Source organism: Mycobacterium sp. Panama NTM2, assembly GCF_054355555.1.
Genome location: NZ_CM135953.1, coordinates 1,945,941 through 1,968,750, shown reverse-complemented (window position 1 = coordinate 1,968,750; position 22,810 = coordinate 1,945,941). Strand labels below are relative to the sequence as shown.

The following is a 22,810-nucleotide window of genomic DNA, read 5'->3' as shown; positions in this document are numbered from 1 at the left end:
TTCTCCCGTCGCTTCGCTCGCCGATCACATCACCGATCACGAGGTGGTGACCAGTGTGCCGATCTTCTCACCTGCGACCGCGCGGGCGATATTGCCGTCGGTGAGCAGGTTGAACACCATGATCGGCATCTTGTTGTCCATACAGAGGCTGAACGCGGTCGCGTCCGCCACGGCCAGGCCGCGATCGATGACCTCGCGGTGCGTGATCGACGTCAACAGCGTGGCATCGGGATCCGTGCGCGGGTCGGCGGTGAACACCCCGTCGACCGCCTTGGCCATCAGCACGACATCGGCCCTGATCTCCAGGGCCCGTTGCGCGGCGGTGGTGTCGGTGGAGAAGTAGGGCAGTCCCATCCCGGCGCCGAAGATCACCACACGGCCCTTCTCCAGGTGCCGCTGCGCGCGCAGCGGGATGTAGGGCTCGGCGACCTGACCCATCGTGATCGCGGTCTGCACGCGCGTCTGGATACCTTCCTTCTCCAGGAAGTCCTGCAGCGCAAGGCTGTTCATCACGGTGCCGAGCATGCCCATGTAGTCGGAGCGGGTGCGCTCCATGCCCCGCTGCTGCAGCTGGGCACCGCGAAAGAAGTTGCCGCCGCCGATGACGACCGCCACCTGGACGCCGCTGCGCACCACCTCGGCGATCTGGCGGGCGACGAGCGCGACGACGTCGGGGTCGAGACCGACCTGCCCTCCGCCGAACATCTCACCGCCCAGCTTGAGCAGTACGCGGCTGTAAGCGGGCCTGATCGACGATGTCGGGCCCCCGTTGGCTGTGCCGTCCGCCATCCGACTCCTTCTCGCTCGCGCTTGGCCGCCCCCGAGAATGCCGCAGACGGCTCCCCCATCCTGCCTCATCGCAGGCCGCGCGCGTCGCTCAGGGGCGCCCGGGTGTGTCAGCCGGCGTGCGCGGTGAGAAGCCAGGCACCCACCGACTTGCGGCCGGGCGCCTCGTCGCGGATGTCGGCGCCCGCGAACGTCGCGAATCCGGCGGCGAAGGACTCCGGCACATCGGCGTGGATGCGGGCGGGGCGAATGTCGTCGATCGTCCAGTACCGGGCGACGACGTCGCGCAGCTCGGGCTCGGTGACGGCGTTGACCGGACCGCCCTCGGGCATCGCGGCCCGGTCGAAGACGAGCACGACGTACGTCGCGCCGGGCGCCGCGGCGCGCACGATCGACTGCTGGTAGCCGTCGCGCAGCTCCACCGGCATCGAGTGGAACAGTGTCGAGTCGATGATCGTGCCGAATCGGCCGTCATAGCCGGTGAATGCGCTGATGTCGGCGACCTCGAAGGTCGCGTTGCCCAGCCCGCGCCGGGCGGCATCGGCTCGTGCCAGGTCGATGGCGGTCCGCGACTGGTCCAGTCCGACGACGTTGAAGCCGCGTTCGGCGAGGTACATCGACACCGCCGCCTCGCCGCACCCGGCGTCGAGCACGTCACCGTGACAGATGCCGGCGTCGATCAGCGCGCGGATCTCGGGCTGCGGCTCGCCGATGCTCCACGGTGGCCGAGTGCCTGCGCCCATCTCCTCGGCTTCACCGCGGTAGGCGGCGTCGAACATCGCGTCACTGGGATTCGTCATACCATCTTTGGTATCAATGAGATTGATATGCGTCAAGATGGTTGACATGGGCGAGCGCGACGGCACCCCGCTGGGCTACCTGCTGCACCGCTTGGCGTCCGCGTTGCGCGCCGACGTCACGGGTGCGGTGCTCGAGCCCCTGGATCTGAGCTTCCCGCAGTACATCTGCATGCGGCTGCTGTCGCGACAGCCCGGACGGTCCAACGCCGAACTGGCCCGTGACGTGATGGTGTCTCCCCAGGCGATGAACATGGTGGTGCGGAGCCTGCAGGAACGTGGCCTGGTCTCGCGGCCCGCGGCGGTCGCGTCGGGCCGCGCGCTGCCCGCCGAGCTGACCCGCCAGGGGCGGGCCCTGCTCGCACGCACCGATGACGGAATCCGGGACGCCGAGCAGCGGGTGCTGGGCTCGCTGTCCGAGCGCGACCGCCGCGAGTTGCGGCGCATCCTCACCGCACTGACCTGACCTGGTCACTCTTTCCGGTCAGGATTCCATCGCGCGCTCGGCCACCGGCAGACCTGCGTGGTTCTGGTGGCATGCCTTGGGCGGAGACGGCGGCAGGTCCAACGCCGGATTGCCGTCGAAGAACCCGATGGGCTTGAGATGAAAGCCCGCGTAGGCGCACGGCATCACCGGCCAGTCCTCCGGCCGGACCACGTGGTGCGCCCCCAGCGTGTACCAGAGCACCACGTCGGTGTTCTCCAGCGGCGCGTCGTCGGCGATGAACTCCGGCAGACCCTGCATGTCCGCTGACTGATACATGTAGTCACCGGCGGCGAACATCTCCTTGGGGTCGTAGCGGGTCACCCACAGGTTGTGCTGAACGAACCGGGCACGGTCGTAGATGTGGGAACCCTCCTGCACCATCACCGGCACGATGTCCTTGGGCACCAGCTTGTAGGCCACCGGGCTGCCCAGTTCGTTGACCTTCGCCGGGTTGGTCACCTTCCAGTACCGCCCCGTCGACCAGTTCCAGTCGCGCGCCCCGTCGGCCTCCGACTCCACGAGCGTGTCCCGCACGATCCACGCGTTGTGGTGCGGATTGAGCTCCGGATCCGGTTCCGGTATCGAATCCACCTCGTAGACACTGTTGTTCGGCCCGTCGACGCTCATGTCGAGCCGGAAGTTGAAGAAATGCTGGTGATTCGGGCCGTAGATGCCGGGGGCGACCATCTTGCCCCAGCGCGGCGTCTCGCCCTCGGCGACGGCCCCGGTGGTCAGCACACCGGAGAGCTTCACCTCGACCTCGATCGAGGCGTCGTTGTACAGGTACCAGAAGAAGCCGTACTCGTAGTTGCCCACGGTGCAGATCATCGAAATCACGAGCCGGCGGGACCGTCGGACCTCGACCTCTTCGGTGCGGAAATCGGTGTGCTTCCACGAGATCCCGTAATCCTCCTCGTGCATGCAGATCGCATTCGGGATCGTCACCGCGTTGCCGCTCGAATCGTTGACCGTGCCGTCGAAGTAGAAGATCTCGCCCAGGCAGTCACATCCCAGCGTCAGCGGATTGGCCGAGAACCCCATCCCGACTTCGCCCATGTCGAAGACGTTCTTGTTCCAGTGCGTCGGCGACGTGTCCCCATACGGCACCACCATCTCCGACAGCGATGCGCGGTAGAGGATCGGTCGGGTGACGCCGCGGTCGGTGTAGGTGACCTCGTGCAGGGTGACGCCCTCACGTGGATTGAAGCCGATGCGCAGCGACCATTTCTGCCAGGTGACGTTCCAGCCGTCGACGGTGAAACTGGGCCCGTCGGGCTGGGTGATCTCGATCGGCTTCACGTCGTCGCGGAACTGCGTGAACGCCGGTCGGTTGTTCGCATCGAACATGAACTTCTCGGAGTAGTTGCCTGCCGTCGGCGGTAACGGCACCACCCCGTGGTCCTCCACGTCGAGCACCGTCATGGCGTCGAGGTCGAACGTGACGATCAACCCCTCGACCGGGCGGGCGTAACCGTGCTCCGAGGGCGCGGCACGCATGAACGTCAGCGGCCGGCAGATCAGAGCCGAGTTGTCGTAATGGTCTGCGCTGCCGTAATAGCCGGCCGGCCACGGATCGATCATCGCCAGGCTGAAGTCGGTGACGTCGCGCTTGCGCATCGCGTCCTGCCAGCGCGGATCCTCTCGGACCTTCTCCTCCACCCCGGTCATGTGCTCGACGAGATAGGACGGGAAGCGGCCGGGCACGGGTGTCCACGTCTCGAGGAGCCGGGCGTCGAGGTTCACGACGGCCTCGTACACCATCTTGGCCGCGGCATCGTACATCGTGACGAATGCACACCGTGGCACATCCGTGCCCGCGAAGGTCAGCGTCTCCGTCTTCGCCGGCTCCGCCAAGTAGATCATGACGAATTTCAATGTCGGCGTGTCGTATTGACTCGAGCGCACGACAGCAGCCGCGGCTTCGATCTCGGCCCCGGTGAGCGGATCGAGCGGATACCGCCCGACGGTGTCGGCGGGCTGGGTGCGGGTGTCCTCCAGTGTCATCAGACGCTACCTTCCGCCTTGTCCTTGTCGGTGAGGTCGAAGACCGCGAGGTGGGCCAACGAATCCTCTTGGGAGATCTTGTGCGCGGAACGCCTGCCGAAGACGTAGACGATCAGGCCGAGTGCGAACATGCCCACGCTGATGCCGCCGACCCAGGACATCCAGGTCGCCGACGGCACGTCGATCCACGGCGTGACGAACGAGTAGTAGACGCCGCCGATAGTCCCCACGGTGCCCACGACGACGGCGATCCAGACGCCGGTCATACCGCCGGGGATTCGCCAGAATTGTTCTGCGGCATAGCGATCGGCGTACTTGCGCCGGGCGATCACGACCGGGAACAGGAAGAAGAATCCGGACAGCAGCCACACCGTGGACAACCCACCCTGCAGATAGATGGTGACGTTGGCCATGCTGCTCTGTGAGTACAGGCCCACCAGGATCAGCGACGAGATGACACCCTGGATCAGGATGGCTGTCACCGGATTACGGGTGCGTGGATTGAGATGGGTGAACAGCCGCGGCAGGTGCCGTTCCAGGCCGGAGACGAAGATCAGCCGGGAGTAGGCGACCTGATAGGTCATCAACGCCACGATGATGATGAACGCCAGCACGACCGCGCAGACCTCCATCAGACCGGGGAAGCCGGCCACATCCAGCATGCCGATCACCCCGGTGACCGGGTCGATCTCATCGCTGGGCAGGGCCATCATCGTGCCCAGCGTGGTCAGCAGGTAGATCGCGACCAGAGCGGCGGATCCCCACAGGATCATCTTCGGCCCGCTCTTGCGCACCGAGAGGAACTCCGCACCCATGTTGTACGGGGTCTCCACACCGAGCAGATACAGCAGCACGGTGCCGTAGAGGAAGCCGGCGACGGCGAAGTTGGGGATCGTGGCCTCGGCCCAGCTGAACGGCGTGCCCGATCCGTTGTTGACCGCGAAGAGAAGGCCGCAGATGAAGATCGTCAGGGTCAGGATGCCGTACACCACGAAGACGATGTTCATGATCTTCTGATTCGCAGCCAGTTTCGCGAGGGCGAGCCCGATCACCGTCCAGAGGATCACCAGCTGCAAGATGATGCTCGTGGTCAGGCCGAGTTCGGCATGGAACGCGAGCAACAGGAACTGCAACACGACCGCCGGCGACGACGCGGCGTTGAGGATCACCGGTACCCACGACAGATAGCCGCCGATGAAGCCCCACGTCTCCCCCATGGTGCGGGTGGCCCAGATGTACACACCACCTTGGCCGGGCCAGAGGTTTCCCAACTCCACGACCGCCATACCGGCCGGGATCAGGAACGTCAGGATCCCCAGCACCCACATCGGGATCGCCGTCCAGCCGCCCGCGGCCATCACCGACGACCCGGTGACCCAGCAGATGATGAACACGTAGGCCGCCGTCAGGCCGAACGTCGTCATCACCTTGGGCAGGATCTGTTCAGGTACCAGCTCCGTGGTCATCAGCGCGTCGCGCCCCTGGGGTGGCGCGGGTTCGGTCTGCGTCATAGGTTGTCTCCCAACTCAGTTGACGATCTGTCCGTCTTTCATGCGGACGACACGGCTCGCTTCGTCGGCCACCGTGGGGTCATGGGTGCTGGCGACCACGGTGACGCCCATGGTCGAGCAGAGCTCGCGCAGCATGCGCACGACGGTCTCGCCGGTGCGGTGATCGAGGTTCGCCGTCGGTTCGTCGGCCAATACGAGGGCCGGGTTGCTGATCAGCGAGCGGGCGATCGCGGTGCGTTGCTGCTCGCCGCCCGACATCTTGGTCGGCTGATGGTGGATCCGGTGACCGAGACCGACCAGCTCGAGCAGCTCGACCGCCCGCCGGCGCAGCGCGTCGCGATCGTAGGGTTCGAACATCAGTGGCAGCTCGACGTTCTCGACCGCCGACAGGAACGGGATCAGGTTGTAGCTCTGGAAGATGAAGCCGACCTTGTCGTGCCGCAGCGCCGCGAATTGGCTTTCTGTCAGGGCGGCGGTGTCCTGGCCCGCGACGGTCACGGACCCCTTCGTCGGCCTGTCGAGTCCGCCGATGATGTTGAGCAGCGTGGACTTTCCGCTACCGCTGGGGCCCATCAGGCACACGAACTCGCCCGGCATGACGGTGAGGTCGGCCGCCATCAACGCCTTGACGACCTCGTCGCCGAGTTTGTGCAGTTTCCAGACATCCGAGATCTCGATGACGGGCGCAGGTGCGGGGGCGGGCGCGGATGCGGTCATGTCAGCTTCCTTCGGTCAACGAACGAATCGGAGGACGTGAGGCCGCCTTCCACGTCGGCACGATGCTGGTCGCCAGGGCGGCCACGATGCTGACGCCGACTGCGACCGCAGCGCCGACTGCCGATCCGGCCACCGACACACCGGTGCCGACCACCCCGGCCACGGCCAGGGCCACCCCTGTCAGCGCCGCCAGCAGCGCGCCGGCAACGGCACCCACCACGGCGGCGATCGCGGGTTCGACGAGGAGGGCTGCGACGACCGGTGGCCGAGGCACCCCGTTGGCGCCGAGCACGCCGAGCTCCCGGGTGCGTTGCGTGACGGTTCTCGTGGTCGCCACCGCGACCTCGGCGACACCGACCAGCAGCACCGTGACGGCGATCAGCGTGACCGCGTGCCCGATCTCGTCGGCGTGCCCCAACACCGCTGACTGACTACGGATTCCGTCGCTCATGCCGAAGACGAGCACCACGAGGTACGCCCCGGTGGCGGTGGTCACGGCAGGCAGCACCATCTCCCGGACGCGGCGGCGGGCGGCGAGCCATCCGTAGGTCAAGCCCTTGGCGATCATCGCGCACCCAGCAGTTCGACAGGACGCTGCTGGAGCAGCCGGTGTACCGGCACCAGGGCTCCGACGATGGCCATAGCAGGCAGGAACATCGCAGTCATCGCGATGCCCTGCAGCCAGGACGTCACCGTGGCGATTCCCGGAATGACCAGCGCCACAGCGATTCCCGCGGCGGCAATACCCAACACATAGGCGGTCACGAACACGATCGCCGACTCGACCAGGAAGAAATAGAGGACTTCGTCGGCCAGTCCGATACTCGACATGATGCCGAACTCGCGGCGCCGCTCGGTGACCGACGCCAGAAACGACGACACCGCGATGACGAAGCCCAACCCGAGACCGACGGTCGAGATCAGGCCGAGCGTCGACCCGGTCACCTCGCCGGAGAACAGTGCCGAGAACTTCTGCTCGAAGGTCAGTGGGCCCGAGCCGCCGACGGTGTCGTAGATGAGTCCCGCACCCTTCGGGTCCGGTTGCACGGACGGATCGGCGGTGACCGGCAATCCCACCTCGGCGCCGAACGTCTGCGCCACATCACGGCGCTTCTCGGCTCCGGCAGGAGCCGAGACCACCCACCAACCGCCCTCTCCGACAATGGCTTTGGCCAGCGACGTAGCAACGGCCATGGATTGACCGTCGCCGCCGGTCCGGACCAGCAGGCTCTGCCCGCCGATCGTGACACGGTCGCCATCGGCCAGACCGAGACGCTCGGCCGCGCCGGAGGCCACCGACGCCTCGCCTGCAGCAACGTCGTCGCGACCGCGCAGGGACACCGGATGGCCGTTCACCTCCGTCACCCCGGACAGCGTGCGGGTGACCGTCCATCCGGCGGGGACGTCGATGTCGGGCGCGGGACCGTTGGCGACGAGAGCCTCCACGTCGGGGTCGTAGCGCACGCCGTCGGCGGGCACCACCCACAGGGCGCCGCCCGAGAGCACGTCGGTGACCGAATCTTGGCCTGTGATCGCGAAACTCGCCGACACCGTGCGCACCACGGTCACGCATGCGATGGCCAGCGCGATGCCGAGCACCGACAACACGAAGCGTTCCGGCCGGCGCCGGATGGTGGCCAGCGCGAACCGGATGAGGCACATCACCGTGTTCTGCGAGCCGACGGGCAACCGTTCGGAGCGCATCACCGACGACGAATCGCCGACCTGCTTCGTCTCCACGAGACATGATGGTGGGAGTCACACGTAACACCCAGGGCCGCCGGTGGTGTCGTCGGTGTTAATACGCCAGGGGCTCAGTTACAGCAGGGTGTCGCGAAGGCAACGGATTTCGTTGCCGACCCGTCACCCCGAGATCGTCGGCCACGGTCGCGCCTGCTCGAGTTCGTAGGCGAGCTCCAGCAGCCGGGCGTCGCGGCCCAGAGGTGCGGAGAACATCATGCCGACCGGCAACCCCGACGCCGACCGTGCCAACGGAAGCGAAATCGCCGGTTCTCCCGTCACGTTCTGCAGCGGCGTGAACGCCACCCAGTCGATGAGCCGCTCGATCACCTGCTGGTAATCAGCGGTCGGATCGAGATGCCCGATGCGCGGCGTGACGTCGGCGAGGGTCGGGGTCAGCAGCAGGTCGTAGGTGGCCTGAAGCCGCGCCGTGATTCGCCGGGTGCGGGCGAGCCGCACCAGCGCCGCGGGCAGGCGCGCCAGGTTGCGAGCAGCGTGCTGCTCCAGCCCGAGGGTGAGGCTGTCCAGCCGGGTGCGGTCGAACGTCTCACCGAAGGTGCGCCGACCACCGCGCACCAACGCGAACGCGAGGAACGACCAGTACAGCAGGAAGTCGTCGATGAAGCGTCGCGGTATCGGGTTGTCCACCACGGTGACTCGATGACCGAGCTCCTCGAGCAGTGCCGCGGTCTGCAGTGTCAGATCGGTGACCTCCGGTGCGGAGTTTCGCGCGATCGACTGCGTGCACACGGCGATGTGCAGGCGCTCGACACCCGGGGCGCGGACGTCGCCGACAGGCGGCAGCTTCGGGTGGGCGACGACGCGTTCCATCTCCCGGTAGAAGGCGGCGGTGTCGCGCACCGTCCGGGTGAGGACCCCGTTGTGCACGATCTGCAGCGGCATCTGACGCACATTGCGATCCAGCGGAAGCCGACCCCTGGAGGGTTTGAGGCCGACCAGGCCGTTGCACGCCGCAGGGATGCGGATGGAGCCGCCGCCGTCGTTGGCGTGCGCGATAGGGACGACACCCGCGGCGACGAACGCGCCCGAACCCGACGAGGAGGCGCCCGCGGTGTGGTCGGTGTGCCACGGGTTGCGCACCGCCCCCAGCCGCGGGTGCTCGGCTGAGGCGCTGAACCCGAACTCGGACAACTGCGTCTTGCCGAGCGGGATCAACCCGGTGGCCAGGTACGGTTTCGCGAAGTCACCGTCGCTCCGTTCGATCCGCGCCTCCCATGCGTCGGTCCCCTCCCGGGTGGGCATGCCGGCCACCGCCACGTTGTCCTTGATGAACGAGGGCACGCCGTCGAAGTAGCCGCCGTAGGGGTAGGCCAGCCGGGCCCGCGTGCGCGCGCGGTCGAACGCCTCATAGGCCAGGCCGTTGAGCGCCGGATTGACGGCCTCAGTGCGTGCGATGGCGGCGTCGACCAGTTCGGCCGCCGAGACTTCGCCCGCGCGAAGGGCTTCCGCGGCACCGACCGCGTCCAGCGTGCCCAGGGCGTCGTCGGTGAAGGCGTCGATGCGGGTCATGGCGCGACGGTACCAGAGCGTACCGATGGCTCAGGCCGTCACGAGGTCATCATTCGGCGCGCTGCAGCACCGCGCCCACGGTCATCGCCAGGATCTTCCAGTCCAACCACAGCGACCAGTTCTCGATGTAGAAGTTGTCCCATTCGGCGCGGTCGGCGATCGAGGTCTGGCCACGAAGGCCGTGCACCTGCGCCCACCCGGTCATCCCCGCCTTCACGCGGTGCCGGTCGCCGTATCGCGCGATCTGGGCGTTGAACAGGTCGACGTACTCGGGCCGCTCCGGGCGTGGGCCGACCAGACTCATCTCGCCCCGGATCACGTTGATCAGCTGCGGCAGCTCGTCGAGCGAGGTCAAACGCATGATCTTGCCGATCCGCGTGCGCCGGTCCTCCCCCTCGACGCCGCCGGGCGCGCTGTCCGCGCGTCGCTCGAACGAGGCGTCGGCCTCGCTCGGCGGCCGCATCGACCGGAACTTGAGGCAGTCGAAGACGCGCCCGTCACGGCCGACCCGGGCCTGGCCGAAGAAAATCGGCCCCGGCGAGCTCAAGCGCACCGCCAGCATCAGCGACAGGAACAGCGGTGAGATCAATACCAGCCCGATCGTCGCCACCAGGCGATCCGAGAAGTGCTTGACCGCGAACTGCCAGCCGCGCGGGTCCGTGCTGGGTACCGAGATCAGCGGAAGTCCGCCGATGTGGTCGATACTGGCATGCACGCCGATGGTGTCGAAGACCCGCGGCACGATCCACACGGCCAGTCCGCGCCGATGCGCGACCTTGACCGCCGCCGTGATGGCCTCGTCCCGGGTGCGGGAGAAGGCCACGATCAGACATCGGGCGTTGGTCCGGTCGATGGCGTCTTCGAGAGTGTCCAGCTTGCCGAGATACGGGATGCTTGCCGGCTTGTCGCGATCCACCCCCATGGACGGGAGGTCGTCGTCGATCAGGCCGATGGGCCGCAACCCGTAACCCGGGGTGACTTCCAGCCGCTCCACCACCTTCGCGGCGATCCTGCCGTTACCGACGATCAGCGTCGGCGAGATCATCTTGTCGCGGCGTATCAGGCGGGTTCGGGCGGCGAACCACAGCAGCCGCCCCAGGGGGATGAGCACCGCGGCGCAGACCCACACCTGGGCCACCGCAGTACTGCGCGATCCCTCGATGTCCGGATTGAGGACGAGCCCGGTCATCAGCAGCATCGCTGCGACCGCGGTGAGCGCTTCGATCTTCGGCAGCTCGTCGAGGAACGAACGGTCCAACGACCGTTTGTAGAGACCGCGGATGGCGAACAGCCCGACCACCGTGGGTGCGAAGAAACACATCATCTGCCACGGCGGCAGCTGCTGATGCCGGTAGTTGGCGACCGTCATGCCGATCGCGACCGCCGCCGACGCGGTCGTCAGATCGACCGCCATCGCGACGACGGGCGACCATGCTTTGCGGCGTCGGGCCGGGGAGACGCCGGACAGCATCCGCAGCTCAAACTGGCGGTCGACGGCATCAGTCTTTGCCGTTTGCGGAGCGTCGATCACACCGGTCATTGCTGACCTCCCCCGACTACCCATTGCTCCACAGGGAAAGATTAACTCTATAGCCGGTCTCATCGCGGGATTTGACCTGAACGTCAGCACTTAGCTGACCTCGACAACATCAGGAGAAACTTTGCTGATCCGGTCTAGTCAGCGGTCGCGGCAAAACAATGACGTCGACACTCGTCGCTGACGGCAACGGGCGGAACACGGCGTTATTGTCGTCAACGCCATTTGTCGTCTCATTTTTGCAATCGTGGCAAAGATCGGTCCGGGTTCGAGCGGTTGCCGTCGACGAGCAACTTTCGGTGCTGCAACATCGCCGAACATCGCCTACAACGCACACAGCCCCCGGAACAGGAGTTCCGGGGGCTGCGCGGTGACGCTGGGGTCAGGCCTGACCGACCTCGAACCGGACGAACCGGGTCACGGTCACGCCGGCATCGTCGAGCAGAGCCTTGACGGTCTTCTTGTTGTCGGACACCGACGGCTGGTCGAGCAGCACGACGTCCTTGTAGAAGCCGGTGACGCGACCCTCGACGATCTTGGGCAGCGCCTGTTCGGGCTTGCCCTCGGCCTTCGCGGTCTCCTCGGCGATGCGACGCTCGTTGGCGACGATGTCCTCGGGCACGTCCTCGCGGGTGAGGTACTTGGCCTTCAGCGCGGCGATCTGCAGGGCCACAGCGTGCGCGGCCGACTTGTCGTCGCCGGTGTACTCGACCAGCACACCGACGGCCGGCGGGAGGTCGGCAGCGCGCTTGTGCAGGTACGTCTCCACCTGGCCGTCGAAGTACGCCACGCGGCGCAGCTCCAACTTCTCGCCGATCTTCGCCGAGAGGTCGGCGATGACCTGCTCGACGGTGGTGTCGCCCGCCTGAGCGGCCTTGAGCGCATCGACGTCGGTCGCCTTGGCCGCGACGGCAGCCGCCACGATCTGGTCGGCGGCGGCCTGGAACTCGGCGTTCTTGGCGACGAAGTCGGTCTCGGAGTTGAGCTCGATCAGCGCGCCGTCCTTGGCGGCCACCAGACCTTCGGCGGTCGCGCGCTCGGCGCGCTTGCCGACGTCCTTGGCGCCCTTGATGCGCAGCAGCTCCACAGCCTTGTCGAAGTCGCCCTCGGCGTCGACGAGCGCGTTCTTGCTGTCCATCATTCCGGCACCGGTCAGCTCCCGCAGGCGCTTGACGTCGGCAGCGGTGTAGTTAGCCATAGATGTGTTCCTAGGGGTTCTGTGCGGGGGTGGGTTCGGTCTGGATGTCGGCCTCGGGCGTTCCCGGCGCGGCACCGGCCGCGGTGGGCGACGCCGTGGCAGTGCTGGTTGCGGAGGCGAGCAGCTCCTGCTCCCATTCGGCGAGCGGCTCGGCGCCCGCGCCGTCCTGGCCGGCCTCGGCCTTACCGGCACCGGAGCGAGCCTGCAGACCCTCGGCGACCGCGGAGGCGACGACCTTGGTCAGCAGCGCGGCCGAGCGGATCGCGTCGTCGTTGCCCGGGATCGGGTAGTCGACGAGGTCGGGATCGCAGTTGGTGTCGAGGATCGCGATGATCGGGATGTTGAGCTTGCGCGCCTCGGCGACGGCCAGGTGCTCCTTGTTGGTGTCGACGACCCAGATCGCCGACGGCACCTTCTGCATGTCGCGGATACCGCCGAGCGAGCGCTCGAGCTTGTTCTTCTCGCGGGTCAGCATCAGGATTTCCTTCTTGGTGCGACCCTCGAAGCCACCGGTCTGCTCCATCGCCTCGAGCTCCTTGAGGCGCTGCAGGCGCTTGTGCACGGTGGAGAAGTTGGTGAGCATGCCGCCGAGCCAGCGCTGGTTCACATACGGCATGCCGACGCGGGTGGCCTCTTCGGCGATCGATTCCTGCGCCTGCTTCTTGGTGCCGACGAACATGATGGAGCCGCCGTGGGCCACGGTCTCCTTGACGAATTCGTAGGCCTTGTCGATGTAGGTCAGCGTCTGCTGCAGATCGATGATGTAGATGCCATTGCGGTCGGTGAAGATGAACCGCTTCATCTTGGGGTTCCAGCGCCGGGTCTGATGCCCGAAGTGGGTGCCGCTGTCGAGCAGCTGCTTCATGGTCACAACAGCCATGGTTGTCCGTACCTTTGAGTTGTCGGTTGTCGTCCGGCATCGGGTGAGCCGGACCCTGGCGACTGCTTCGATGCCGGACCCGAGTCATCGGGACCGCCCGGCATACAGGTGACGAACCGTGAGGTTCGTGCAGACGCGCGAAGTCAGCCCGCGCAAGCGAGCTGCGCAGAGAAGTTTACACGCTCGGAACGGGTGGTTTGACCACGCCGAGGCGCCATCCCCAACCGCTGAACTGGGGCTGGAATGCGGGCGTCTGCTCGGGTGCACTTCTGGAGATGCGTATGCCGGCGGCTCTTCTGCTGTGCGTCTCGATCGCGGCCGGGGCGACGCAGGCCCAAGCGACGGCAGACGGTACTCGTTTGGAGTGGCCGTTGCGGCCGCGCCCGGCGGTGGTGCGAGCGTTCGATGCGCCCGAACGCAACTGGCAGCGCGGGCATCGCGGGGTCGACCTCGCTGCTTCGGTGGGCCAAGTCGTCTACGCCGCGGCGGGCGGCACGGTGGTGTTCGCCGGGGAACTCGCGGGCCGGCCGGTGGTGTCGATCGCCCACCCGGGTGGCTTGCGCACCAGCTACGAGCCCGTGCAGGCAGCGGTTCGCCCGGGTCAAACGGTCGGCGCGGGCGCTGCCATCGGTGCGCTGCAGCCAGGTCACGCGGGGTGCGCCTCGGCAGCGTGCCTGCATTGGGGCGCCATGTGGGGTCCCGCGGCGCGCGCCGACTACGTCGACCCGGTCGCGCTGGTGGCGACGACGCCGATCCGGCTCAAGCCGCTGCGGTGAGCATCATGCGCGGGGGTGCGCCTGGTCGTGCACCGCGCGGAGCCGGGCGACGGTGACGTGGGTGTAGAGCTGCGTGGTGGCCAGCGTCGAGTGGCCGAGCAGTTCCTGCACGACTCGCAGGTCGGCGCCGCCCTCGAGGAGGTGGGTGGCTGCGCTGTGCCGCAACCCGTGCGGGCCGATGTCCGGAGCACCGCTCACGGCGGCCATCGTCTGATGCACGACGGTGCGGGCCTGCCGGGGGTCGAGGCGGCCGCCGCGCGCCCCGAGCAGCAACGCCGGGCCCGACGCAGAGGTCGCCAGCGCCGGCCGCCCGTCGGACAGCCAGGACATCAGAGCCGTGTGCGCCGGACCGCCGTAGGGGACGGTGCGCTGCTTGTTTCCCTTGCCGAGCACCCGCAGCACCCGCCGAGAGGTGTCGATGTCGTCGATGTCGAGACCGCAGAGCTCGCTGACCCGCATGCCGGTGGCGTAGAGCATCTCCACGATCAGCCGGTCCCGCAGGGCGATCGGGTCGTTCTGCTCGGCACCGGAGCTCGCCGCGTGCATCGCGTCGATCGCCTGATCCTGACGCAGCACCGACGGCAGCGTCCGGCGCGCCTTCGGCGCCTGCAGGCGCACCGACGGGTCCTCGTCGAGCAGGCCGCGGCGCGCCGCCCATGCGGTGAAGATCTTGACCGCCGACGCCCGCCGGGCCAGCGTGGTCCGCGCCGCGCCCGCCGAGGCTTGCGCGGCCAGCCAGGAGCGCAGCACCGGCAGGGTCAACCCGCGCAGCCCCGTCCCGGGGTGACGACGGGTCAGGAAGTCGAACAGCGAGCGCAGGTCACCCAGGTACGCCCGCCGGGTGTGCTCGGAGCGGCCACGCTCCAGCGCCAGGTAGGTGTCGAATTCGGCGAGAATGGCCTCCACGCCGGTCACGGTGACATCGGACCGGCGCCGGCTCTACAGGACGCGCCGCAGCGTGTCCGGAGTGAGATCTGCCAGGCTGCGGTAGCCGTCGACGGCCATCGTCAGGTCGGTCTCGGCCAGCAGCGAACGCAGCACGTGCACCAGGCCTTCCTCGCCGCCGATGGCCAGGCCGTAGGTGTAGGGCCGGCCGACGCCGACCGCGGTGGCGCCCAGCGCGAGCGCCTTGACGATGTCGGTGCCGCTGCGGATGCCCGAATCGAACAGCACGGGCAACCCGTCAGCAGCGTCGACGACGTCGGGCAGGCAGTCGATCGCCGGTATGCCGCCGTTGGCCTGGCGGCCGCCGTGGGTCGAGCAGTAGATGCCGTCGACGCCGCCGTCCTTGGCGCGGCGCACGTCGTCGGGGTGACAGATTCCTTTCAGTACCAGCGGAAGGTCGGTCAGCGATCGCAGCCAGGGCAGGTCGTCCCAGGTCAACGGGTTACCGAACAGACCCACCCACTTCAGCACGGCAGCCTGCGTGTTCTCCTCGGGCGGCTGGGCCAGGCCTGCTCGGAAGACGGGGTCGCTCATGTAGTTGGCCAGGCAGCGGCCGCGCAGTTGCGGGAAGTTCGACGTGGACAGGTCGCGGGGACGCCAGCCGGGAATCCAGGTGTCGAGCGTGACGATGATCGCCTTGTAGCCGGCCTCCTCGGCGCGGTGGACGAGGCTGGCGGCGAGATCCCGGTCGGTCGGGGTGTAGAGCTGGAAGAACCCGGGGGTGTCGCCGAACTCGGCAGCGACGTCTTCGAGGGGGTCTTCGGTGAGCGTCGACACCGCCATCGGCACGCCGGTGCGGGCCGCGGCTCGCGCGGCGGCGAGATCGCCGTGCCCGTCCTGGGCGCAGATCCCGATGACGCCGACGGGCGCCATGAACATCGGCGACGGCAGGCTCAGCCCGAACAGGTCGACGGAGAGATCGCGATCCGTCGCGCCGACCAGCATGCGGGGCATGAGGCCCCAGCGGTCGAAGGCGGTGCGGTTGGCCCGCTGGGTGTTCTCGTCACCCGCGCCGCCCGCGACGTAGGACCAGATCGACGGCGGCATGGCGACTTCGGCCTTGGCCTCCCAGCCGGCGTAATCCATGGGCAGGGTCGGCTGCACGCCCGAGAGGCCCTGCAGATAGATCTCGTACTGGTAGTTGCCGAAGGTCATGGACCCACCCTGCCATCGGTCTGGGACGTCGGCCGTCGGTTTCGCTACCCGGCCTCTGCCGCGGCCAGTTCACGCTTCCATTCGCGGAACGTCTCCTCGGTGCGGCCGCGCCGCCAGTACCCGGAGATCGACGACGCCCATTTCGCGTCGATGCCGCGTTCCTTGCGGATGTAGGGCCGCAGGTTGTGCATGACCGCCTGCGCTTCGCCGTGGATGAACACCTGGACCTGTCCCGGCAGCCACGGCGCTTCCTTGACGGCGGTGATCAGTGGCGCATGATCGCCGGCCTGGTCCTCGAGCACGAGGTCGGCGCGGCCGCCGCGATACACCCAGCGGATGTCGACGCCGTCGGGCGCGGTCAGTTCGAGCATGTCCTCGGGGCCCGCCACCTCGATGATCGCTTGGCCAATCGCAGTGTCGGGCAACGCTTCCAATGCTGCGGCAATGGCAGGCAACCCCGCTTCGTCGCCGGCGAACAGGTACCAGTCGGCGGCCGGGTCGGGGGCGTATGCGCCGCTGGGCCCCATCACGAACAAGCGTTGACCCGGCTGCGCATTGGCGGCCCACGGACCCGCGACGCCGTGCTCGCCGTGCACGACGAAGTCGATGGTGATCTCGCGCCGCTCGGCGTCCGTCCGTCGCACCGTGTAGGTCCGGACGGTGGGCCGCTGCTCCGACGGCAGCGCGGTGAAACTGTCGAGCGTCAGGGGTTGGTCGAGCGTGCTGACGTCCACCGCATCGTCGACGAACACCAATTTGACGTAGGCGTCGGTGTAGTCGTTCGGCGTGAACGTGTCGAAACCGTTGCCGCCGAGGATCACTCGCACGATGTGGGGACTGATCTGCTCGGTCCGCACCACCTCGAAGGTGTGCACCGGACGTCCTGCCACCTGACCGCCTTCCTGCGTTCATGTCGTGCGCCGGGTGGCGCCCCCTCGACTATACGAGTGGTGCCGGCGACGCAGGGCCGTCCCTTCCGAATAACAGAGCAAACGCTCTGTTACGGTGTTGCCATGCCGAGGCCGCGGGTGCACGACCCCGACTCCGTGCTCGACGCCGTCGAGCACCTGGTCAGCCGATCGGGGCCCCAAGCGGTGTCGATCCGCGCGGTCAGTGCGGCGATCGGGGTGTCCAATGGGGCGCTCTATCACACGTTCTCGTCGCGCAATGGGCTGATGGCCCACGCATGGCTGCGGGCAGGCCGACGATTCCTGGCGGCGCAGACGACGCTCGTCGACAGCGCGCTGCAGCCGCACACCGGCGCCCCCGAGCCCGCGGTGGAGGCGGTGGTGGCCGCCGCCGACGCACCGATCGCGTTCGCCGAACGCCATCCCGACTCGGCCGCGCTGCTGCTGCACGTACCCCGCGACGAGCTGTTGGCGGGAGCGCTGCCGGCCACGGTCGGCGATGCACTGCGCGACCTCGACACCGAACTGATCGCGTTGATGGTGCGGCTGGCCGACGCGATGTGGAACCGCAGAGACGCCGCAGCCGTCGACGTCATCACCGCGTGCATCGTCGACCTGCCGACAGCCCTGGTGTTGCGTCGCGATCGCCTCGACTCGCCCACGGCGCGAGACCAACTGCGGGCCGCCGTGCGCGCAGTGCTGACCATCCCCCCACCCGAGCTCCAACGACCTGATCACCGAAAACAAGGACGACGACCATGAGCGTGACCATCACTTCCGACGACAGCATCGCGATCCTCGATCTGGGCGACGGCGAAAACCGTTTCTCTCCAGAGTTTTTGGATGACATCGACCAAGCCCTCGATCGAGCGCTGGCTGACGGCGCCCAGGCCCTCGTCACCACGGCCGGGGCGAAGTTCTACTCGAACGGCCTGGATCTCGAGTGGCTCGGTGCCCACAGCGATCAGGGGACGTGGTATGTCGGGCGGGTCCACCGCCTGCTGGCCCGCGTCCTCACACTGGAGGTGCCGACCGCAGCCGCCGTGGTCGGTCATGCGTTCGGCGCCGGAGCGATGCTGGCGCTGGCGCACGATTTCCGAGTGATGCGGACCGATCGCGGGTTCTTCTGCCTGCCGGAGGTCGACATCCGCATCCCGTTCCATCCCGGCATGGCGGCGCTGATCCAGGCCAAGCTGACGCCGGCGGCGGCCGTTGCCTCGATGACGACCGGACGCCGCTTCGGCGGGGCGGACGCTCACGCGTACGGCATCGTCGACTCCACCGCCGCTGAAGGCGAAGTCACCCCTGCCGCAGTCGATCTGCTGCGCCCGCTGGTCGGCAAGGATCGTGGCACGCTCGGAGCCATCAAGAACACGATGTTCGGATCAGTGGTGGACGCACTCCGTCAGGTGTGATCGTCGCCGGCCCGCTCGTCGGGCCACCACCGCGCCGCGGCAACGTCGACTATCCCGCGTCGCAACGGCGTGCCCTCGTGGTGCCACTGCGTCTGCGCTTCGATCATCAGGTGTGGGGGCAGGGTCCCGTTGGCGCGAACGACCCGCCACCAGGTCACCGCCGCGCCGTCGCGCGCCATCACGCCGCCCACGCCGCGCGGCCCACCGCGCTGCAGGCACTCGGCGATGTCGCCGTAGGTCATCACCCGACCGGCCGGAATGCGGTCGACGACCTCGAGTACGGCTGCGGCGAACTGCTCGTGAGCGTCGTTCACCGGCGAAGCGTACTGCCGTAGTCTCCGAGCCGAGTCGGAGGCCGGGCAGGCACGTGCTCACCGGGATGGACGGCCGTGGCGGTTGGCGACGAGGGTAGATGTCACTGCAACTGAGACCCGTTGCGTCGCATGAGCTTCCACTCGCCATCCTGCTGGGTGACCAGTCCGCGGATGTCGAGCATGGTCAGCTGTCCGATCACCTCGGGCTCGGGCATACCGGCCGCCACGGCGATCTGATCCACCGACCGCGACCCCCGGCCCGGCAACGCCTCGTACACCACGAGCTCCTCAGCGCTCAGCCCGTCCACCTCGCTAGGCGGGCGCGGAAGCTCACCCGCGAACTCCCCGTAGTTGCCGACCAATTCGACGATCTCTTCGGCCCGTGTCACGAGATGAGCTTCTTTATCGTTCTTCAGCAACTCGTGACAGCCCACCGACGACGCCGACGTGATCGGCCCCGGAACCGCACACACGCTGCGGCCCAGCGCTTTCGCCCACGCCGCGGTGTTGGCCGCCCCACTGCGAATCCCCGCCTCGACCACAACGGTCGCTCCCGACAGCGCGGCGATCAGCCGGTTGCGCGCCAGGAAGTGACGCCGGCAGGGCCTGCTACCGGGCGGATACTCGCTCACCACCACGCCATGACGAGCCACCCGGTGCAACAACGCCGAATGCCCCGACGGATAGGGCACGTCGACCCCGGACGCCACCACCGCCACCGTCACCCCATCGCACGACAGCACCGCCCGGTGCGCCGCACCGTCGATGCCGTACGCCCCGCCCGACACCACGGCCACGTCACGCTCCACCAGACCGGCCGCCAGATCCGCCGCGGCGAACTCGCCGTAGTCAGTCGCCGCCCGGGTGCCGACCAAGGCTGCCGCCCGCGCGGGGACCTCGGCCAACGATGACGGGCCCACCACCCACAGCGCCAGCGGCGCATACCCCTGCGGCCTCTTGGCCTTCTCCACCCCGTCGAAACTGCCAAACGCCGTGACCGGCCACTCCTCGTCGTGCGGGGTCACCAACCGCCCGCCGAGACGGTCCAGCACCTCCAGATCCTCACGTGCACAGTCGATCCCGTGCCGGACCTCCGTCGCGGCCAGCAACTTCGCATCCGGGAGATCGCGGCGGCGCACCCGCGCAGCCGCCTCCTCGACACCCATGGTTTCCACCAACGCAGCGATTCGCGGATTCGGCGCCTCGGCCACCCGAGACAGGTACGCCCAGGCCCGCCGCTCATCCTCGGTCATGACCGCTCCCCCACCTGTCGGTAGGACAACGCCGCGACCACGTGCTCCCGAGACGGCGACACCGCACCTGCCAGATCGCCCAACGTCCACGCGACCCGCAGCGTGCGATCCATACCCCGGATGCTCAGCAGCCCGCGGTCCACGGCGGTCTTCAGCGGCTTCATCGCTTCTGCACCCAGCCGGTACCTTCGGCGCAGCAGAGCCCCGCTCACATCGGCGTTCGTGCTGACCCCGTGCGCCCGCCATCGCTCCTGGGCCGCCGCCCGGGCGGCCCACACCCGCTCCCGTACCGCCGCTGTCGATTCGCCGACGTCGTCGGCGAACGTCCCCGCCCGCGACGCATGCATCTCGACCCGCAGGTCCACCCGGTCCAGCAACGGACCCGACAGCCTGCTGCGGTACCGGCGCCGGTCCGCCGACGCGCACACGCAGTCACGGGGATCGGGCGGCGCGCACGGGCACAGATTGGCCGCCAGCACGAGTTGGAACCGACACGGGTAGCTCGCCACACCCTCCCGGCGGGCCAACCGAATCACGCCGTCCTCCAACGGTGTTCGCAACGCCTCGAGCGCGGAGCTGTTGATCTCGGCGAACTCGTCGAGGAACAGCACACCGCGGTGCGCCCGGCTCACCGCGCCCGGCCGCGCCATGCCCGAGCCGCCGCCGACGAGCGCGGCCACGCTGGAGGTGTGGTGCGGCGCGACGAACGGGGGCCGGGTGATCAGCGGGGCATCGCCGGTCAGCAGGCCGGCAACCGAGTGGATCGCGGTGACCTCGAGCGCCTCGGGCTGCGACAGCGGCGGCAACAATCCGGGCAGCCGCTGCGCCAGCATCGTCTTGCCCACCCCGGGCGGGCCCGTCATCACCAGGTTGTGGCCGCCCGCTGCGGCCACCTCGATGGCCCGACGCGCTTGCGGTTGGCCGACGACGTCGGCGAGGTCGACCGACACCTCCGGCGCCTGGTCGGGGTGGTCGATGCGAGCCTGCAAGTCGCCTTTGCCGGCCAGCCACGCATGCAGTTGGCCCAGCGTGCTGACGCCCCATACGTCGACACGGTCGATCAGGCTGGCCTCCGCCAGGTTCTCGACCGGCACCACGACCGTCGGCCAGCCGTGGCGCTGGGCCGCCAGCACGGCGGGCAGTACGCCTTTGACCGGCCGCACGCGACCGTCGAGCGCCAACTCCCCCAGCAGGACCGCTTTCTCCAGTTTCGGCCACGTCTTCTTGCCTTCGGCCGCGAGCACTGCCGTGGCCAGAGCCAGGTCGTAGACCGACCCCATCTTCGGCAGCGTCGCCGGTGACAGCGCCAGCGTCAGCCTGGTCTGCGGCCAGCTGAACCCGCAGTTGTTGATCGCCGCGCGCACCCGGTCTCGGGATTCCTGCAGCGCGGCGTCGGCCAAGCCCACGAGGTGGACGCCGGGCAGACCGTTCGAGATGTCGGCCTCGATCTCGACGATGTGTCCCTCCACCCCACGCACGGCCACCGAGAACGCCCGCCCGAGCGCCATCACCCCACCCCCTGCAGGTGCGTGATCTCAGGAGCGCGGGTGCGGCCGAGCGTCACCGCGACGACGTCGATCCGCAGCTGCGCCCAGCTGCCGCCGCGTGCGGACAGCCACAGGCCCGCGAGGCGGCGCAGACGCCGCAGCTTCACCGGCGTCACGGCCGCCAGCGGCCCGCCGAACTGCTCGCCGGTGCGGGTCTTCACCTCGACGAACACCAGCGCCCGGGCGTCCTCGTCGGCAGCCACCACATCCAATTCGCCGTACCGGCATCGCCAGTTGCGATCCAGAATCGTCAGCCCTAGCCCGCGCAGATGATCGACGGCGAGCTGCTCTCCCAGCGCCCCGATCTCGGCGCGACTGTGTGTCTTCGTCATGCCGCCACCCTGAACAGGCCCGCCGACACACCGGCCCCGCGTAGGGCCGTTCATCCCCAGAGCCGAATCCATCCACAGACCGGTTTCGGCAGCGTCAAAACCGGGGAACCGGAGAACCACCGTCGGCCCCGGAGGACACATCATGACCAGCAGCCCCGCGAATCTGCACGGCGTCGCACACCGCGCGACCGGCAGCGACGCCTTCGAATACGCAGCTCGCGCCGGGTTCGCCGCCAGTGGCGTGCTCCATCTTCTGGTCGCGTACATCATCGCGCAGCTGGCGTTCACCGGCGCGAGCGGCAACGCCGATCAGTCCGGCGCGCTGGCCACGCTGGCCGCGCAGTCCGGCGGCAAGATCGCGTTGTGGGTCGCCGCGGTTGGGCTGGCCGCTCTCGGCCTCTGGCGGGTGGCCGAAGCCATCATGGGCGCCAAACCTCGCGAGGCCGCGGGCCGCCGCGGGGACAACCCCGGGTGGAAGCGGGCGAAATCGCTCGCGATGGCCGTGGTGAACTTCGCGATCGCGTTCTCGGCCGCCAAGTTCGCAATGGGCAGCGGCCAGCAGAGCAGCCAGCAGAACGCGGGCATGTCGGCTCAGCTCATGCAGTCCGGCGGCGGCAAGCTACTGCTCATCGCGATCGGTATCGGCGTCATCGCCGTCGGCGGCTACCACGTGTACAAGGGCGCCTCCGAGAAGTTCCTCGACGAGTTGACGGTGTCCGGTGGACGCCTCGTCACCGCCACCGGCGTCGCCGGCTACGTCGCCAAGGGCCTGGTGCTCGGTGGTGCGGGCGTGCTGGTCATCATCGCGACGCTGCAGGCCGACCCCGCCAAGGCCAGCGGCCTCGACGCGGCGGTCAAAACACTGGGCCAGGCCCCGTTCGGCAAATCCCTGCTGATCCTGGCCGCACTCGGGATCGCCGCGTTCGGCGCCTACAGCTTCATCCGGAGCAAGTACAACCGCATGTGAGGCCCAGGTAA

General features: G+C 68.3%; 23 protein-coding genes. 5 read left to right on the top strand and 18 right to left on the bottom strand.

Annotated features, from left to right (window positions below; translation table 11 throughout):
• Nucleotides 1–36: 36 nt before the first annotated feature.
• Nucleotides 37–789 carry a UMP kinase gene (pyrH, locus tag ACXYX3_RS09320; RefSeq protein WP_241204132.1) on the bottom strand — a complete coding sequence of 251 codons (753 nt, stop codon included), beginning with the start codon at nt 787–789 and terminating at the stop codon, nt 37–39.
• Nucleotides 790–896: 107 nt separating this feature from the next.
• Entirely contained in the window at nt 897–1,586 is a 690-nt protein-coding gene (locus tag ACXYX3_RS09315) for a class I SAM-dependent methyltransferase (RefSeq protein ID WP_458611504.1), read from the bottom strand.
• A gap of 37 nt (nt 1,587–1,623) precedes the next feature.
• Between ACXYX3_RS09315 and ACXYX3_RS09310 the strand changes: the two genes are divergently transcribed.
• On the top strand, nt 1,624–2,049 hold the full coding sequence (locus ACXYX3_RS09310; RefSeq protein ID WP_458611503.1) for a MarR family winged helix-turn-helix transcriptional regulator: 426 nt from the start codon (nt 1,624–1,626) through the stop codon (nt 2,047–2,049).
• Nucleotides 2,050–2,067: 18 nt separating this feature from the next.
• Here the strand turns inward: ACXYX3_RS09310 and ACXYX3_RS09305 are convergent, their stop codons facing one another.
• The 9 genes from ACXYX3_RS09305 to rpsB all read right to left on the bottom strand — a co-directional run bounded on the left by ACXYX3_RS09305 (nt 2,068) and on the right by rpsB (nt 13,187).
• Nucleotides 2,068–4,074 (bottom strand): primary-amine oxidase, encoded by a 2,007-nt coding sequence (locus tag ACXYX3_RS09305; RefSeq protein ID WP_458611502.1) that lies wholly within the window; start codon nt 4,072–4,074, stop codon nt 2,068–2,070.
• On the bottom strand, nt 4,074–5,585 hold the full coding sequence (locus ACXYX3_RS09300) for an APC family permease (protein ID WP_458611501.1): 1,512 nt from the start codon (nt 5,583–5,585) through the stop codon (nt 4,074–4,076). The genes ACXYX3_RS09305 and ACXYX3_RS09300 overlap by 1 nt, the downstream gene beginning before the upstream one ends.
• Nucleotides 5,586–5,600: 15 nt before the next feature.
• Entirely contained in the window at nt 5,601–6,302 is a 702-nt protein-coding gene (locus tag ACXYX3_RS09295; protein WP_241204127.1) for an ABC transporter ATP-binding protein, read from the bottom strand.
• Between the two features lies 1 nt (nt 6,303).
• Nucleotides 6,304–6,870 (bottom strand): FtsX-like permease family protein, encoded by a 567-nt coding sequence (locus ACXYX3_RS09290; protein ID WP_241204126.1) that lies wholly within the window; start codon nt 6,868–6,870, stop codon nt 6,304–6,306.
• On the bottom strand, nt 6,867–8,042 hold the full coding sequence (locus ACXYX3_RS09285; protein ID WP_458611500.1) for an FtsX-like permease family protein: 1,176 nt from the start codon (nt 8,040–8,042) through the stop codon (nt 6,867–6,869). The genes ACXYX3_RS09290 and ACXYX3_RS09285 overlap by 4 nt, the downstream gene beginning before the upstream one ends.
• A 123-nt stretch (nt 8,043–8,165) precedes the next feature.
• Complete coding sequence (locus ACXYX3_RS09280) at nt 8,166–9,572, bottom strand: amidase (protein ID WP_458611499.1); 1,407 nt, start codon at nt 9,570–9,572, stop codon at nt 8,166–8,168.
• A gap of 49 nt (nt 9,573–9,621) precedes the next feature.
• The gene (locus ACXYX3_RS09275) at nt 9,622–11,112 is read right to left on the bottom strand and encodes a sugar transferase (RefSeq protein WP_458611498.1); all 1,491 of its coding nucleotides are present in this window, start codon (nt 11,110–11,112) and stop codon (nt 9,622–9,624) included.
• 379 nt (nt 11,113–11,491) lie between these two features.
• Nucleotides 11,492–12,307 (bottom strand): translation elongation factor Ts, encoded by an 816-nt coding sequence (tsf, locus tag ACXYX3_RS09270; protein WP_241204122.1) that lies wholly within the window; start codon nt 12,305–12,307, stop codon nt 11,492–11,494.
• A gap of 10 nt (nt 12,308–12,317) precedes the next feature.
• On the bottom strand, nt 12,318–13,187 hold the full coding sequence (gene rpsB, locus ACXYX3_RS09265) for a 30S ribosomal protein S2 (protein ID WP_458611497.1): 870 nt from the start codon (nt 13,185–13,187) through the stop codon (nt 12,318–12,320).
• Nucleotides 13,188–13,462: 275 nt separating this feature from the next.
• Here rpsB and ACXYX3_RS09260 point away from each other — a divergent pair, with 275 nt between their 5' ends.
• Complete coding sequence (locus tag ACXYX3_RS09260) at nt 13,463–13,963, top strand: M23 family metallopeptidase (protein WP_458611496.1); 501 nt, start codon at nt 13,463–13,465, stop codon at nt 13,961–13,963.
• A gap of 3 nt (nt 13,964–13,966) precedes the next feature.
• On the opposite strand, the gene ACXYX3_RS09255 is transcribed toward ACXYX3_RS09260, so the two are convergent.
• The 3 genes from ACXYX3_RS09255 to ACXYX3_RS09245 are packed head-to-tail and all read right to left on the bottom strand — an operon-like array spanning nt 13,967 to nt 16,953.
• Nucleotides 13,967–14,869, bottom strand: coding sequence for a tyrosine recombinase XerC (locus ACXYX3_RS09255; RefSeq protein WP_458612028.1), 903 nt, complete (start codon nt 14,867–14,869; stop codon nt 13,967–13,969).
• Between the two features lie 33 nt (nt 14,870–14,902).
• Nucleotides 14,903–16,063: a lactate 2-monooxygenase gene (locus ACXYX3_RS09250; RefSeq protein ID WP_458611495.1), complete on the bottom strand. Its 1,161-nt coding sequence runs from the start codon at nt 16,061–16,063 to the stop codon at nt 14,903–14,905.
• Nucleotides 16,064–16,107: 44 nt separating this feature from the next.
• Complete coding sequence (locus ACXYX3_RS09245) at nt 16,108–16,953, bottom strand: siderophore-interacting protein (protein WP_458611494.1); 846 nt, start codon at nt 16,951–16,953, stop codon at nt 16,108–16,110.
• A gap of 123 nt (nt 16,954–17,076) precedes the next feature.
• Here ACXYX3_RS09245 and ACXYX3_RS09240 point away from each other — a divergent pair, with 123 nt between their 5' ends.
• Nucleotides 17,077–17,733, top strand: a complete 657-nt coding sequence (locus ACXYX3_RS09240) for a TetR family transcriptional regulator (RefSeq protein ID WP_458611493.1) — start codon at nt 17,077–17,079, stop codon at nt 17,731–17,733.
• Nucleotides 17,730–18,386, top strand: coding sequence for an enoyl-CoA hydratase-related protein (locus ACXYX3_RS09235; RefSeq protein ID WP_458611492.1), 657 nt, complete (start codon nt 17,730–17,732; stop codon nt 18,384–18,386). Before ACXYX3_RS09240 ends, ACXYX3_RS09235 begins: the two co-directional genes overlap by 4 nt.
• Here ACXYX3_RS09235 and ACXYX3_RS09230 read toward each other — a convergent pair.
• The 4 genes from ACXYX3_RS09230 to ACXYX3_RS09215 form a co-directional block, all read right to left on the bottom strand.
• Nucleotides 18,377–18,700: an MGMT family protein gene (locus tag ACXYX3_RS09230; protein ID WP_458611491.1), complete on the bottom strand. Its 324-nt coding sequence runs from the start codon at nt 18,698–18,700 to the stop codon at nt 18,377–18,379. The two genes, ACXYX3_RS09235 and ACXYX3_RS09230, sit on opposite strands and share 10 nt — an antisense overlap.
• Nucleotides 18,701–18,801: 101 nt before the next feature.
• Nucleotides 18,802–19,953: a DNA-processing protein DprA gene (gene dprA, locus ACXYX3_RS09225; protein WP_458611490.1), complete on the bottom strand. Its 1,152-nt coding sequence runs from the start codon at nt 19,951–19,953 to the stop codon at nt 18,802–18,804.
• Complete coding sequence (locus ACXYX3_RS09220) at nt 19,950–21,461, bottom strand: YifB family Mg chelatase-like AAA ATPase (RefSeq protein WP_458611489.1); 1,512 nt, start codon at nt 21,459–21,461, stop codon at nt 19,950–19,952. The genes dprA and ACXYX3_RS09220 overlap by 4 nt, the downstream gene beginning before the upstream one ends.
• Nucleotides 21,461–21,832, bottom strand: coding sequence for a YraN family protein (locus tag ACXYX3_RS09215; protein ID WP_458611488.1), 372 nt, complete (start codon nt 21,830–21,832; stop codon nt 21,461–21,463). The genes ACXYX3_RS09220 and ACXYX3_RS09215 overlap by 1 nt, the downstream gene beginning before the upstream one ends.
• Before the next feature lie 142 nt (nt 21,833–21,974).
• Between ACXYX3_RS09215 and ACXYX3_RS09210 the strand changes: the two genes are divergently transcribed.
• Complete coding sequence (locus ACXYX3_RS09210; RefSeq protein ID WP_458611487.1) at nt 21,975–22,799, top strand: DUF1206 domain-containing protein; 825 nt, start codon at nt 21,975–21,977, stop codon at nt 22,797–22,799.
• Nucleotides 22,800–22,810 lie beyond the last annotated feature (11 nt).

Coding starts and splice junctions, on each gene's coding strand:
- ACXYX3_RS09235 (WP_458611492.1), top strand. CDS start 17,730: ATGAGCGTGACCATCACTTCCGACGACAGCATCGCGATCCTCGATCTG.
- ACXYX3_RS09315 (WP_458611504.1), bottom strand. CDS start 1,586: ATGACGAATCCCAGTGACGCGATGTTCGACGCCGCCTACCGCGGTGAA.
- pyrH (WP_241204132.1), bottom strand. CDS start 789: ATGGCGGACGGCACAGCCAACGGGGGCCCGACATCGTCGATCAGGCCC.
- tsf (WP_241204122.1), bottom strand. CDS start 12,307: ATGGCTAACTACACCGCTGCCGACGTCAAGCGCCTGCGGGAGCTGACC.
- ACXYX3_RS09300 (WP_458611501.1), bottom strand. CDS start 5,585: ATGACGCAGACCGAACCCGCGCCACCCCAGGGGCGCGACGCGCTGATG.
- ACXYX3_RS09310 (WP_458611503.1), top strand. CDS start 1,624: ATGGTTGACATGGGCGAGCGCGACGGCACCCCGCTGGGCTACCTGCTG.
- dprA (WP_458611490.1), bottom strand. CDS start 19,953: ATGACCGAGGATGAGCGGCGGGCCTGGGCGTACCTGTCTCGGGTGGCC.
- ACXYX3_RS09305 (WP_458611502.1), bottom strand. CDS start 4,074: ATGACACTGGAGGACACCCGCACCCAGCCCGCCGACACCGTCGGGCGG.
- ACXYX3_RS09250 (WP_458611495.1), bottom strand. CDS start 16,063: ATGACCTTCGGCAACTACCAGTACGAGATCTATCTGCAGGGCCTCTCG.
- ACXYX3_RS09210 (WP_458611487.1), top strand. CDS start 21,975: ATGACCAGCAGCCCCGCGAATCTGCACGGCGTCGCACACCGCGCGACC.
- ACXYX3_RS09240 (WP_458611493.1), top strand. CDS start 17,077: ATGCCGAGGCCGCGGGTGCACGACCCCGACTCCGTGCTCGACGCCGTC.
- ACXYX3_RS09220 (WP_458611489.1), bottom strand. CDS start 21,461: ATGGCGCTCGGGCGGGCGTTCTCGGTGGCCGTGCGTGGGGTGGAGGGA.
- ACXYX3_RS09215 (WP_458611488.1), bottom strand. CDS start 21,832: ATGACGAAGACACACAGTCGCGCCGAGATCGGGGCGCTGGGAGAGCAG.
- ACXYX3_RS09290 (WP_241204126.1), bottom strand. CDS start 6,870: ATGATCGCCAAGGGCTTGACCTACGGATGGCTCGCCGCCCGCCGCCGC.
- ACXYX3_RS09260 (WP_458611496.1), top strand. CDS start 13,463: ATGCGTATGCCGGCGGCTCTTCTGCTGTGCGTCTCGATCGCGGCCGGG.
- rpsB (WP_458611497.1), bottom strand. CDS start 13,187: ATGGCTGTTGTGACCATGAAGCAGCTGCTCGACAGCGGCACCCACTTC.
- ACXYX3_RS09275 (WP_458611498.1), bottom strand. CDS start 11,112: ATGACCGGTGTGATCGACGCTCCGCAAACGGCAAAGACTGATGCCGTC.
- ACXYX3_RS09280 (WP_458611499.1), bottom strand. CDS start 9,572: ATGACCCGCATCGACGCCTTCACCGACGACGCCCTGGGCACGCTGGAC.
- ACXYX3_RS09295 (WP_241204127.1), bottom strand. CDS start 6,302: ATGACCGCATCCGCGCCCGCCCCCGCACCTGCGCCCGTCATCGAGATC.